The sequence below is a fragment of the Pseudomonas sp. P1_F1_2 genome (assembly GCF_056405815.1).
The window spans coordinates 1-11951 of the sequence record NZ_JBFUBK010000152.1 but is presented as its reverse complement, the minus strand read 5'-3'; the positions used below and the strand labels follow the sequence as shown (position 1 = coordinate 11951).

11 protein-coding genes are annotated in these 11951 nt (G+C 59.6%); 3 read left to right on the top strand and 8 right to left on the bottom strand.

The window, feature by feature from the left end; genetic code table 11:
* Positions 1-91: 91 nt before the first annotated feature.
* The 3 genes from holA to leuS all read right to left on the bottom strand — a co-directional run bounded on the left by holA (position 92) and on the right by leuS (position 4469).
* Positions 92-1129, bottom strand: coding sequence for a DNA polymerase III subunit delta (gene holA, locus AC1D2P_RS28895; protein ID WP_109786346.1), 1038 nt, complete (start codon positions 1127-1129; stop codon positions 92-94).
* 39 nt (positions 1130-1168) lie between these two features.
* Positions 1169-1774, bottom strand: a complete 606-nt coding sequence (locus AC1D2P_RS28890) for an LPS-assembly lipoprotein LptE (protein ID WP_477757955.1) — start codon at positions 1772-1774, stop codon at positions 1169-1171.
* An 88-nt stretch (positions 1775-1862) separates the two neighbouring features.
* The gene (gene leuS, locus AC1D2P_RS28885) at positions 1863-4469 is read right to left on the bottom strand and encodes a leucine--tRNA ligase (protein ID WP_477811712.1); all 2607 of its coding nucleotides are present in this window, start codon (positions 4467-4469) and stop codon (positions 1863-1865) included.
* A 280-nt stretch (positions 4470-4749) separates the two neighbouring features.
* Here leuS and AC1D2P_RS28880 point away from each other — a divergent pair, with 280 nt between their 5' ends.
* Entirely contained in the window at positions 4750-5070 is a 321-nt protein-coding gene (locus AC1D2P_RS28880; protein WP_046028713.1) for a hypothetical protein, read from the top strand.
* A 104-nt stretch (positions 5071-5174) separates the two neighbouring features.
* The gene (locus AC1D2P_RS28875) at positions 5175-5936 is read left to right on the top strand and encodes a YdcF family protein (RefSeq protein ID WP_223525605.1); all 762 of its coding nucleotides are present in this window, start codon (positions 5175-5177) and stop codon (positions 5934-5936) included.
* A gap of 111 nt (positions 5937-6047) precedes the next feature.
* Here AC1D2P_RS28875 and lnt read toward each other — a convergent pair whose 3' ends face one another.
* From lnt to miaB, 5 genes are all read right to left on the bottom strand, one after another.
* Positions 6048-7571 (bottom strand): apolipoprotein N-acyltransferase, encoded by a 1524-nt coding sequence (lnt, locus tag AC1D2P_RS28870; RefSeq protein ID WP_223525604.1) that lies wholly within the window; start codon positions 7569-7571, stop codon positions 6048-6050.
* 8 nt (positions 7572-7579) lie between these two features.
* Positions 7580-8419: an HlyC/CorC family transporter gene (locus AC1D2P_RS28865; RefSeq protein ID WP_046028710.1), complete on the bottom strand. Its 840-nt coding sequence runs from the start codon at positions 8417-8419 to the stop codon at positions 7580-7582.
* Positions 8420-8424: 5 nt separating this feature from the next.
* A complete protein-coding gene (gene ybeY / locus AC1D2P_RS28860) occupies positions 8425-8919 on the bottom strand; it encodes an rRNA maturation RNase YbeY (RefSeq protein ID WP_109786341.1) in 495 nt (164 codons plus the stop codon).
* Positions 8912-9916, bottom strand: a complete 1005-nt coding sequence (locus tag AC1D2P_RS28855) for a PhoH family protein (protein ID WP_046028708.1) — start codon at positions 9914-9916, stop codon at positions 8912-8914. The genes ybeY and AC1D2P_RS28855 overlap by 8 nt, the downstream gene beginning before the upstream one ends.
* A 206-nt stretch (positions 9917-10122) precedes the next feature.
* Complete coding sequence (gene miaB / locus AC1D2P_RS28850; RefSeq protein WP_019581336.1) at positions 10123-11451, bottom strand: tRNA (N6-isopentenyl adenosine(37)-C2)-methylthiotransferase MiaB; 1329 nt, start codon at positions 11449-11451, stop codon at positions 10123-10125.
* A gap of 134 nt (positions 11452-11585) precedes the next feature.
* Between miaB and AC1D2P_RS28845 the strand changes: the two genes are divergently transcribed.
* On the top strand, positions 11586-11915 hold the full coding sequence (locus tag AC1D2P_RS28845; RefSeq protein WP_007894425.1) for a DUF1820 family protein: 330 nt from the start codon (positions 11586-11588) through the stop codon (positions 11913-11915).
* Positions 11916-11951 lie beyond the last annotated feature (36 nt).

Below are 11951 nucleotides of genomic sequence, written 5' to 3'. Positions count from 1 at the left end.
GCAATGAGTTTCTTCAGGATGATAGTGGATTCAGAGTTTACGACTGCTGCGCAGCCGGACGCAGGCTTCGCCAGCTGCTACAAGGGCGTGTTTATTCGGCGGGTAAGGTCAGGCGTTGGCCGGCCATCAACAAAGACAGTCGACTGAGGCTCATCCATGGCGAACCCGCTGCTTGGCCTTTGATTTGCGCATCGATGCGCTGGGCCTCCAGCAGCAGCTGCGCCCAGCGTTGCGCCGAATAGCGTTGCAGGGCCTTGCTCATCAGCGGTTTGCGTTTGTCCCAGACGGGCGGTCGAGCCTGGCTGAAGGCTTTGTCCAGTGGCACACCCTGGCTGTATTGCAGTGACAGGTTGGCCAGCAGGCGCAGTTCCCGGGCCAGCGCCCAGAGAATCACCGGAGGTTCGACACCCTCACCGCGCAGCCCTTCGAGCATGCGCAAGGCGTGGGCCGCTTCGCCATTGAGGATCGCGTCGGTCAGGCCGAATACGTCGAACCGCGCACTGTCGGCCACGGCGGCCTGTACGGTTTCGACGGTGATCTGCCCACCTTCGGCCATCAATTTCAGCTTTTCGATTTCCTGCGCGGCGGCAAGCAGGTTGCCCTCGACGCGGGCGGCAATCAATTCGACCGCGTCCTGGTTGGCCGACAACCCGGCCTGAGACAGGCGCTGGCGAATCCAGCTTGGCAACTGATTGGCATCCACCGGCCAGATTTGCACGAACTGCGTGTGCTGGCCTTCGACCAGCGCCTTGCCCCACTTGGTCTTCTGCGCACTGCCATCGAGCTTGGGCAAGCTGATCAGCAATATCGTGTCTTCGGCCGGGCGAGAGCAGTACTCGATGAACGCGGCGGCGCCTTTGTCACCGGGTTTACCGGAGGGCAGGCGCAGTTCCAGCAAACGTTTTTCGGCAAACAGCGACATGCTTGCACCGGCTTGCAACAACGTACCCCAGTCGAAACTGGCGTCGGCGGCAAAGACCTGACGTTCGTCAAAGCCTTGCTGGCGGGCGGCTGCACGAATGGCATCGGCCGCTTCCTGACACAGCAACGGGTCATCGCCGCTGATGATGTAGACGGGCGCGAGGGCACCTTGCAGGTGTTTACCGAGTTGGGCGGGGGCAAGTTTCATAAGAGAGGGCCAACGGGGCGCCGGAGCGCCCCGAAAGTCTTACTGTTGCGGGATCTGGACAGGCGACTGGCGCGGAGTATTCGCTTCAGCCTTCTGAGCGGCTTCCAGCGCCTGTGCTTCGGCCTTGGCCTTGGCTTCGGCAGTCTGTTGCAACTGATCCAGCTGGGTTGGCGTGATCTGCTGCAGGCGCAGCATCATGCGTTGAATCAGTTCGCGACGGGTTTCTACACGGGCTGAGGAGGCTTCCTGATCGGAACCCACCAGGTTGTTGCCGTCGTGCAAAAAGATCTTTTGTACCTGGATTTTATCGCTCAACAGTGGCATGTCATGTGCGCCACGAATGTCGTAGTTCAGGACGGTGGTTATTTCATACTCGCCAGTACGGCCGGCACCTGCGTAGCTGAGAATGCGCTGGCTTTCCTGCTCGTCGGTCAGCACCAATTTGTAAGGCGCGCCGGTGTAGACCTTGACGCCGCTGCTTTCCAGCAGCTGACGCAGTTGCACCACGGTTTGGCCGTAGGCATTGCGGGCGCTCACGTCTAGCTCCTTGATCGCCAGTTCAGTGGTGCCGGTGCCGCGCAGCTGGAAACCGCAGGCGCTCAACAGGACCGCAAGGCCCATCACCAGCAGATTGCGTTTGATCATTTTGTTGCTCCCCTTGAAACCATGTGGGCCGATCTTGCGGCCCGAAAGGTTTTACTCGGCGCCGGGCATGGCCCGGCGCCTGATCCAATTAGCTGGCGACGATGTTGACCAGTTTCCCGGGCACGACGATCACTTTGCGAATAGTCAGGCCGTCGACAAAACGCAGCACGTTTTCATTGGCTCGTGCAGCGGCTTCGACGTCTTCGCGGCTGGCGCTGGCCGGCATTTCGATGTGGCCGCGCAGCTTGCCATTGACCTGAATCACCAGCTGCAAGCTGTCTTGTACCAACGCGCTGTCATCCACCACCGGCCAGCCGGCGTCGATCACAGGAGCAGCGTGGCCCAGTTGATTCCACAGCTCGTGGCTGATGTGCGGTGTGATTGGAGCCAGCAGCAGCGTTACGGTTTCCAGACCTTCGTGAATCAGAGCGCGATCCTGTTCGGTGGCTTGTGCAGCCTTTTCCAGCACGTTCATCAGCGTCATCACCTGGGCGATGGCGGTGTTGAATTTGTGATTCTGGCCGACGTCCTGGCTCGCTTGCTTGATAGCCAGGTGGATCGAGCGGCGAACGGCTTTCTGCTCGTCGTTCAGGGCGGCGATGTCCAGCTTGCCCGGCAGGCCCTGGGTGACGTGTGCTTGAGCCAGACGCCAGACGCGCTTGAGGAAACGGTGCGAACCTTCGACGCCGGAGTCAGACCATTCCGCACTCATGTCGGGTGGCGAGGCGAACATCATGAACAGGCGGCAGGTGTCTGCGCCGAACTGGTCGATCATCGACTGTGGGTCGACGCCGTTGTTCTTCGACTTGGCCATCTTCTCGGTGCCGCCGATTTCCACCGGCAAGCCGTCAGCTTTCAACTTGGCGCTGATAACCTTGGCCTTGCTGTCACGCTCMAGTTCGACRTCCGCCGGGTTGWACCAGGTGTAAGCGCCGTTGGCTTCGCGACGATAGTAAGTCTCGGCGATCACCATGCCCTGGGTCAGCAGGTTCTTGAACGGCTCGTTGGAACTCACCAGGCCTTCGTCGCGCATCAGCTTGTGGAAGAAGCGTGCGTAGAGCAGGTGAAGAATCGCGTGCTCGATACCGCCGATGTACTGATCCACCGGCAGCCAGTGGTCAGCCGCGGTTTTTTCTACCAGGCCACCTTCATAGTGCGGCGAGGCGTAACGGGCGTAGTACCACGAGGACTCGACGAAGGTGTCCATGGTGTCGGTTTCACGCTTGGCAGGCTGGCCGCATTTCGGGCAGCTGCACTCGTAGAACTCGGGCATGCGCGCCAGCGGCGAACCCGCGCCGTCCGGCACGACGTCTTCCGGCAGTACCACAGGCAACTGGTCTTCCGGCACCGGCACATCACCGCAAGTGTTGCAGTGGATGATCGGGATCGGGCAGCCCCAGTAGCGCTGGCGGCTGATGCCCCAGTCGCGCAGGCGGAACTGGGTGCGTGAGGCGCCGAGGCTTTTCTTGATCAGCGCCACTTCGATGGCATCGAAGGCGCCTGCGAAGTCCAGACCGTCGAACTCACCGGAGTTGATCAGCGTGCCGTGCTCGCCATAGGCGTCTTGCCATGGGGCAGGGTGGGTGTCGCCAGAGCTTGTGCGCACCACGGACTTGATCGGCAGGTTGTACTTGGTAGCGAACTCGAAATCACGTTCGTCGTGGGCCGGCACAGCCATGACCGCGCCATCGCCGTAGTGCATAAGCACATAGTTGGCGACCCACACCGGCAGTTTTTCACCGGTCAGCGGGTGCTCGACGAAAAGCGAGGTCGGCAGGCCTTTTTTCTCTTGAGTGGCGACGTCGGCTTCAGCCACGCTGCCGCCCTTGCATTCAGCGATGAACGCTTGCAGCTCAGGGTTGTTCTGTGCGGCCAGGGTCGCCAGGTGGTGTTCGGCAGCCACGGCAACGTAAGTCGCGCCCATCAGGGTGTCCGGACGGGTGGTGAAGACTTTCAGCGCGCCGGTTTCGCCGATGGAATCGACGTTGTACGGGAACTGCACTTCCATGCCGCGCGATTTGCCGATCCAGTTGCGCTGCATGGTCTTGACCTGTTCAGGCCAGCCCGGAAGGTCGTCGAGGCTTTCCAGCAGCTCATCCGCGTAAGCGGTGATCTTGAAGTAATACATCGGGATCTCGCGCTTTTCGATCAGCGCGCCGGAACGCCAGCCGCGACCGTCGATCACCTGCTCGTTAGCCAGAACGGTCTGGTCGACCGGGTCCCAGTTCACGGTGCCGCTTTTCTTGTAAATCACGCCTTTTTCGAACAGGCGAGTGAACAGCCATTGTTCCCAGCGGTAGTAATCGGGCTTGCAGGTGGTCACTTCGCGCGACCAGTCCACTGCCAGGCCCAGGCTGCGCAGCTGGCTTTTCATGTAGGCGATGTTTTCGTAGGTCCACTTGGCGGGCGCTACGTTGTTCTTCATCGCGGCGTTTTCCGCCGGCATGCCGAAGGCGTCCCAACCCATGGGTTGCAGAACGTTTTTGCCTTGCATGCGCTGGTAGCGGGAGATCACGTCGCCGATGGTGTAGTTGCGCACGTGCCCCATGTGTAGTTTGCCGCTGGGGTAAGGGAACATCGACAGGCAGTAGAAAGTCTCCTTGCCTGGCTGTTCACTGACTTCAAAGGACTTTTGCTCGTCCCAGAATGACTGGGCGGCGACTTCGATTTCACGGGGCTGATATTGTTCGTGCATGGCTACTTTTGAACTGAATAGGGGTGGCCTAATCCTCTTCAATGCAACGCTGGACGGTGAACACGCCAAATCGGCGTTTCGGTGCCCAGACGAGCTGGAAGTGGAGTTACAGGAAGCGCCGTAGCATACATGACCGCGCTCTACCGAGGGAAACCCTGATTACTGCCGTGCGTCCTTCAAAAACAGCTGCGAGGGCCGTTGGTCGCGGCGTTCAGCCGGTTTGTCCATGGAAGCTAAGCTCTAAATGGGGAGTAGGTCTTATCTTCCAATGAGGTGAGGGATGGTTGAGTCACAGCAAAAAGTCACAAAACCGGAGTTGTACGAACGACTGATCGATCGTCTGGGAATGGCCCTGGATGCTGCAAAAACTGCAGGCCGGCTGCGCGATGAGCGTCCCTTGGAGCTGGAGTTGCGCGGCCTTAGCCCCGCAGAGTTTGAATTGGTCAAAGCCTATCTGGATCGCAGTGAACGTGAAACACACGGATGCTTGTCAGCAGCAGTGAAGCAACTCGACGCACCACGTTCGGCCAAAATCATCTGGCTCAAGGATAAAGTCCCGGGCAAGGACGCGGTAAAGGCCCGGTCCCTGCAATTCAAGTAACGGCTCCACGCCATGAAACGTGGTTTTTTAAAGCATAGTCTTCGCGCATTTCTTGTCGCATTGCGTCAACCCACTTAGGCTTCGGGCATCTCAGGAGATGCTCGATGCCTTTTCGTTATTTTGTGAAACAACTTTTGTTGCCTCCCGGCATTCTTTTGCTGTTGCTGGTTCTTGCGTGGTGGTTGCGCCGCTCAAGGCCAAGGCTTGCGGCTGCCTGCTTCGTATTGGGGGCCGGCGGCTTCTGGCTGATGAGCTTGCCGGTGATGGTGGAGTGGAGTGCCAGGGCGCTGGAGCGAAACCCACCGTTGGCGTTCGACGAATGGGCGACCCTGGCGCAGCGCGCGGACGCGATTGTGGTGTTGGGCTCTGGACGTGAACGTGGCGATATTGCCTGGGGGACTGACCAGCCAACCGGCATTGGCCTCGAGCGTGAGCGTTATGCCGCGCGGCTGGCCAAGGCGTCCGGTTTGCCGATTCTGACCAGTGGTGGCCTGCACTACGGCACGCCGCCGACTGAAGCGAAGATGATGGCGGACTCGCTGCTGGATGATTTCGGCGTGTCGGTGCGCTGGCAGGAAGGACGCAGCCGCACGACGTGGGAGAACGCGCAGTTCAGTGCCGAGGTGTTATTGCCCCAAGGGATCAAGCGGGTGGTGGTCGTGACCCATGCCTGGCACATGCCGCGATCTGTCTGGAGTTTCCAGAAGGCAGGATTTGAAGTGGTGCCCGCGCCGGTGGGCTTTTTAGGCGTGGACAATGCGCGACCGCTGGGTGGCTGGATGCCGGAATTCAAGTCGATCTGGCAATCCGGTCAATTGCTGAACGAGGCGGTGGGGCAGGTCGGGTATTCGATGTTTTACCGCTGAAGATCAAAAGATCGCAGCCTCGTTTCACTCGACAGCTCTTACAGGGGATTGCGTTCTCTGTAGGAGCTGTCGAGTGCAACGAGGCTGCGAATTTTTCAGGCGCCGCAATACTTAAACGGTTTTCGCCATCCGGCTGGCAACCAACGCCCAGCCAAACAACAGCACGCAAACAATGATCAGCGGCCACGAGCGCCATTGCAGGTACGGCGTCAGGTTGTGCATCGGTACGACTTCGCCGTACAGGATGCCGCGTTCGAACTGTGGGATCTGCGCAGTAATCTGGCCAAACGGGTTGATCAGGCCGGACACGCCATTGTTGGTGGCGCGGATCATCCAGCGGCCCGCCTCAAGCGCGCGCATCTGCGCCATCTGCAAATGTTGCAGCGGGCCGATGGAGGTGCCGAACCAGGTGTCATTGCTGATGGTCAGCAACAAATCGCTGCGAGCCGCGAGGCTGGCGGCGAATTCCGGGTAGACCACTTCGTAGCAGATGAACGGCGCAATCTGATAACCCTTGGCCTGCAGCATCGGCTGATCGGAGGGGCCTCGGGCGAAATCGGACATAGGCAGGTCGAAGAACGCGATCAGTCCGCGCAGCACATCCTGCAACGGCACGTATTCGCCGAACGGCACCAGTTTCTGCTTGAGGTAGGTGCCATCACCTTCGCCAACCACGGTGATGCCGTTGAAGAAGCGCTTCTCATGGCGTACTTCCATGCGCACCGGCACACCGGTAATCAGCGCGGATTTACGATCGGCGGCGAAATCGCCCATCATGTTCAGGTAGCCTTCGGCGGACGACTTGAGCACCGGAACGGCGGTTTCCGGCCAGATCAGCAGGTCGACGCGTTTGGAGGTAAAGCTCATGTCGCGGTACAGCTCCAGTTGCGCGTTAAGCTGCGCCGGGTCCCACTTCATGCTTTGTTCGATATTGCCTTGAATCGCCGCAACGCTCAGCGCTGGACCGGATGGGCTGGTCCAGGCGTGACCTTTGAGCGCAATGCCGACAGCCCAAGGGCCGATCAACAGCAACACACCGGCTGCGATGAAGCCTTTGCGACCTGTCTTGATCAGGCGCGAGGCGTTGTAAATCAGTGCCGCCGTCAACGCAAGGGTGAACGACACCAGCCACATCCCGCCCAGTGGCGCGAGCCCGGCCAGCGGGCCATTAAGCTGGCTGTAACCGGAGTAAAGCCACGGGAAACCGGTGAGGAACCAGCCGCGAAACGCTTCCTGACCGACCCACAACGCCGCAAAGGCCAAGGCATCGGCCAGCGGCGCTTCGTTGCGACGCAGCCAGCGCGCCCAGATCCAGGCAGGCAGGGCAAAGAACCAGGCAATCGCCGCGGTGAACGCCAGCATCAGCAAGCCGGCCAGCAATACCGAAGCGCCGCCGAAGTTGTGAATGCTGTAGTAGATCCAGCTGGTACCGGCGCCAAACAGGCCGAAACCAAAACACCAGCCACGGCCCAGCGCCTGGCGAGGGTTCAGTTCACGCAAGCCGGCATAAAAGAAACCGACCGCCAGCAATGCCAGTGGCCAGATGTCGAACGGCGCCAGCGCCAGGGTGGTGAGTGCACCGGCCGCCACGGCCAGCAGGTTACCGGGCCAGCCGGGGCGGGTTACGCGGAGCATGTCAGTCCTTAACGGGCAATTGGAGTCAGGCGCAGCAGGTGAATTCGACGGCTGTCGGCATTCAGGATGCGGAAACGATAAGGGCCGATTTCAGTGATTTCGTTGCGCTTTGGCAAGTGCCCGAACGCGCTCATCACCAAACCACCGACGGTATCAAACTCATCGTCGGAGAATTCGCTGTCGAAGAACTCGTTGAAGTTTTCAATCGGCGTCAGGGCCTTGATCAGGAAGTCACCGCTGGGCAGCGGCTTGATGTAGCTGTCTTCTTCGACGTCGTGCTCGTCCTCGATGTCGCCGACAATTTGCTCCAGCACGTCTTCGATGGTCACCAGGCCAGCCACACCGCCGTATTCGTCGATGACGATGGCCATGTGGTTGTGGTTGGCACGAAACTCACGCAGCAGCACGTTAAGGCGCTTGGACTCGGGCACGAAGGTGGCCGGGCGCAGCAGGTCCTTGATGTTGAAGCTGTCGCCGTTCTCCCTGAGGATCAACGGCAGCAAGTCCTTGGCCAGCAGCACGCCCATCACGTCATCGTGGCTTTCGCCGATCACCGGGTAGCGGGAGTGGGCCGAGTCAACCACGGCAGGCAGGAACTCGCGAGGTGTCTGGGTCGCCTTGATGCTGACCATTTGCGAGCGCGGGACCATGATGTCCCGTACTTGCAGGTCCGCAACCTGGATGGCGCCTTCGACGATGGCCAGCGCTTCGCTGTCCAGCAACTTGTTCTGGTGTGCATCGCGCAGGAGCTCCAGCAGCTCCTGACGGTTTTTCGGCTCGTGGGCAAAAGCCTGGGTGAGCTTACCCAGCCAAGACTTCTGCCCGTTGCTCGATCGATCTTCGCTCATAGCGATTACTCTGAATCCTTTGTTGTAACGATAGGGGATGTTTCGGTTTCGTCGTCCGCATAAGGGTCGGGATAGCCCAACTCTGCAAGCAACGTTCGTTCCAGTGCTTCCATTTCTTCGGCTTCGTCGTCATCTATATGGTCGTAACCCAGCAGATGCAAGCAGCCGTGAATGACCAGATGTGCCCAATGGGCCTTGAGTGCCTTGCCTTGCTCGGCGGCTTCGCGCTCGACCACGGCCACGCAGATCACCAGATCGCCCAGCAACGGGATGTCCAGAAACTCGTCGGGCACATCGGCGGGGAACGACAGCACGTTGGTGGCGTAATCCTTTTGCCGCCAGGTGTGATTCAGTTCTCGGCCTTCTTCTTCATCGACCAGTCGAATGGTCATTTCTGAATCGGCAGTGCGCTGGCGCAGGGCCAGTTCGCACCATTGGCGGAACTCGGCTTCGCTGGGGGCGGACGCTTGTGTCGCTAGTTGCAGATCAAGCTCAAGCATCGCGGCGGTTGTCCTTCGGGGCTTCTTCGGTCACGCGATTTTCGAAGCGCTCGTAGGCTTCGACGATGCGCTGCACCAGTGGATGGCGCACAACGTCCTTGGGCATGAAATGGGTGAAGCTGATGCCCGGCACGTCTTTGAGCACCTCGATCACATGGTGCAGCCCGGACTTGGTGCCTTTCGGCAAGTCGACCTGGGTGATGTCGCCGGTGATGACCGCGGTGGACCCAAAGCCGATACGGGTCAGGAACATCTTCATCTGCTCGACGGTGGTGTTCTGGCTTTCGTCGAGGATGATGAAACTGTTGTTCAGCGTGCGACCGCGCATGTAAGCCAGCGGCGCAACTTCGATGACCTGGCGCTCGATCAGCTTGGCGACGTGTTCGAAGCCGAGCATTTCGTAGAGCGCGTCATAGAGCGGGCGCAGGTACGGGTCGATCTTCTGCGACAAGTCGCCGGGCAGGAAGCCAAGCTTTTCGCCCGCTTCAACCGCCGGGCGCACCAGCAGGATGCGGCGAATCTGTTCACGCTCCAGCGCGTCTACCGCGCAGGCAACGGCCAGGTAGGTCTTGCCGGTACCGGCAGGGCCAATGCCGAAATTGATGTCGTTACCGAGAATTTCCTTCACATAGCGCACTTGATTCAAGCCTCGTGGGCGAATCATGCCTTTTTTGGTGCGCAGTGCGACGGAGGGTTCGGCAGGGGAGTGGTTATCCAGCTCTTCGACGGCCGATTCCTGCAGGAACAGGTGAACCATGTCCGGCGACAGCTCGGTACCTTTGGTTTCCCGGTACAGGCGGCGCAGGAGGTTTTCCGCGGAGGTGGTGTGTTTGGGCTCGCCGATCAATTCGAACTGGTTTCCGCGATTGCGGATCTCGATGGTCAGGCGCTGTTCGATCAAGCGCAAATGCTCGTCGAATTGCCCGCACAGATTGGCGAAGCGGCGAGCCTCAAAGGGCTCGAGGATGAAACGATGCGGTTCTATGGGTGCGTTCAAGGTCGTATTTAGCCGCCCTGGGGCAATTAAGATGAAATCAAGGATAACGCCAGTGGCTTGGGTGCGAAAGCTCTTAAATATCCCATTTTCAAACACCGCCCCGTAGGAGCAAAGCTTGCTCGCGATGGCTGTCTGGCATTCAACCTTTAAGTTGTCTGACTTGGCGCCATCGCGAGCAAGCTCGGCTTCTACAGTGATGCGCAGTGTTACTGGATCAGCGAGCCCCGCAGCGAGTGCGGTTGTGCGGCGTCAATGTGCACGTCGGCGAACTGTCCGATCAGCGTTGGATTGTCGCAGCGGAAGTTGACGATACGGTTATTCTCGGTCCGGCCTTGCAGCTCGCCGGGGTCTTTTTTCGAATAGTCGGTGACCAGAATCCGCTGGACCGAACCGACCATTTGTCGGCTGATCTCGAAACCTTGCTGGTTCAGGCGATGTTGCAGGGCATTCAGTCGCTCTTTTTTCAGCTCTTCCGGCGTCTCGTCGGCCAGGTCGGCCGCTGGGGTGCCCGGGCGCTGGCTGTAGACGAACGAGTAGGAAAAGTCGAAGCCGACGTCTTCGATCAGCTTCATCGTTTGTTCGAAGTCTTTCTCGGTTTCGCCCGGGAAGCCGACGATGAAGTCCGAACTGATGCAAATGCCCGGCACGGCGGCCCGCAGCTTGCGCAGTTTGGATTTGTATTCCAGCGCGGTGTGGTTCCGTTTCATTGCCGCGAGAATCCGGTCCGAACCCGACTGCACCGGCAAGTGCAGGTGTTTGACCAGTTCCGGCACATCGGCGTGGGCCTGGATCAGGCTGTCGGAGAACTCCAGCGGGTGCGACGTGGTGTAGCGAATCCGGTCGATGCCATCGACAGCGGCCACGACACGAATCAGCTCGGCCAGATCGGCCAGGCGACCGTCATGGGTGGTGCCGCGATAACCGTTGACGTTCTGACCCAGCAGCGTGACTTCACGTACGCCGTTTTCGGCCAGATGGATGATCTCGGCAATCACGTCGTCGAACGGGCGGCTGACTTCTTCACCGCGGGTGTACGGCACCACGCAGAACGTGCAGTACTTGCTGCAGCCTTCCATCACCGAGACATAGGCGCTCGGGCCGTCGATGCGCGGCTCGGGCAAATGGTCGAATTTTTCGATTTCCGGGAACGAGACGTCGACTTGCGGCAGTTTGGTGGCGCGGGCGGCGTCGATCATTTCCGGCAGGCGGTGCAGGGTTTGCGGGCCGAAGACCACGTCGACGTACGGGGCACGATCGCGGATGGCAGCGCCTTCCTGACTGGCCACGCAACCGCCGACGGCGATCACCATTTCAGGGTTGGCGAGTTTCAGTTCACGCCAGCGGCCGAGCTGGGAGTACACCCGGTCCTGGGCGCGTTCGCGAATGGAGCAGGTGTTGAGCAGGATCACGTCGGCATCTTCAGCGCGAGCAGTGACTTCCAGGGCCTGGTGTTCACCCAGCAAGTCGACCATGCGCGAGCTGTCGTACTCGTTCATCTGGCAACCGTGGGTTTCGATGTAAAGCTTCTTGGCCATGGATACAGTCATCACGTGATTCAAAGAACCGCGCATTATAGGGAACATGTCCCAAGGTTCCTACCGTTGTGCGTCCGGTGGCTATGCTATAGTTCGCGCCCTCATTTTTATCCCCGATGTGTTGCCCGCCCGCCATGACCAAACGTGAAGCCCCAATCTACAAGGTGATTTTCCTCAACCAGGGCCAGGTGTACGAAATGTATGCCAAGCAGATCTACCAAAGTGATCTGTGGGGGTTTCTGGAAGTGGAAGAGTTCGTCTTTGGCGAGCGCACGCAAGTGGTCGTCGATCCGAGCGAAGAGAAGCTCAAGGCTCAGTTTGAAGGCGTTGTGCGCAGCTTTGTGCCGATGCATTCGATTGTGCGCATCGATGAGGTAGAGCGTCTGGGTACGCCGAAAATCAGCGAAGCCCGTGGCGCGGTCGGCAATGTCATGCCGTTTCCGATGCCGATGCCTGAAAAGTAGGCATTGAAACCGAGGTGACACAATCGCGGGCAAGCC

Bases quoted from the DNA above. Each gene is read 5' to 3' on its own strand.
- AC1D2P_RS28845 (WP_007894425.1), top strand. From the start codon at position 11,586: ATGACCAAACGTGAAGCCCCAATCTACAAGGTGATTTTCCTCAACCAG.
- miaB (WP_019581336.1), bottom strand. From the start codon at position 11,451: ATGGCCAAGAAGCTTTACATCGAAACCCACGGTTGCCAGATGAACGAG.
- lnt (WP_223525604.1), bottom strand. From the start codon at position 7,571: ATGCTCCGCGTAACCCGCCCCGGCTGGCCCGGTAACCTGCTGGCCGTG.
- AC1D2P_RS28875 (WP_223525605.1), top strand. From the start codon at position 5,175: ATGCCTTTTCGTTATTTTGTGAAACAACTTTTGTTGCCTCCCGGCATT.
- ybeY (WP_109786341.1), bottom strand. From the start codon at position 8,919: ATGCTTGAGCTTGATCTGCAACTAGCGACACAAGCGTCCGCCCCCAGC.
- AC1D2P_RS28890 (WP_477757955.1), bottom strand. From the start codon at position 1,774: ATGATCAAACGCAATCTGCTGGTGATGGGCCTTGCGGTCCTGTTGAGC.
- holA (WP_109786346.1), bottom strand. From the start codon at position 1,129: ATGAAACTTGCCCCCGCCCAACTCGGTAAACACCTGCAAGGTGCCCTC.
- AC1D2P_RS28865 (WP_046028710.1), bottom strand. From the start codon at position 8,419: ATGAGCGAAGATCGATCGAGCAACGGGCAGAAGTCTTGGCTGGGTAAG.
- AC1D2P_RS28880 (WP_046028713.1), top strand. From the start codon at position 4,750: ATGGTTGAGTCACAGCAAAAAGTCACAAAACCGGAGTTGTACGAACGA.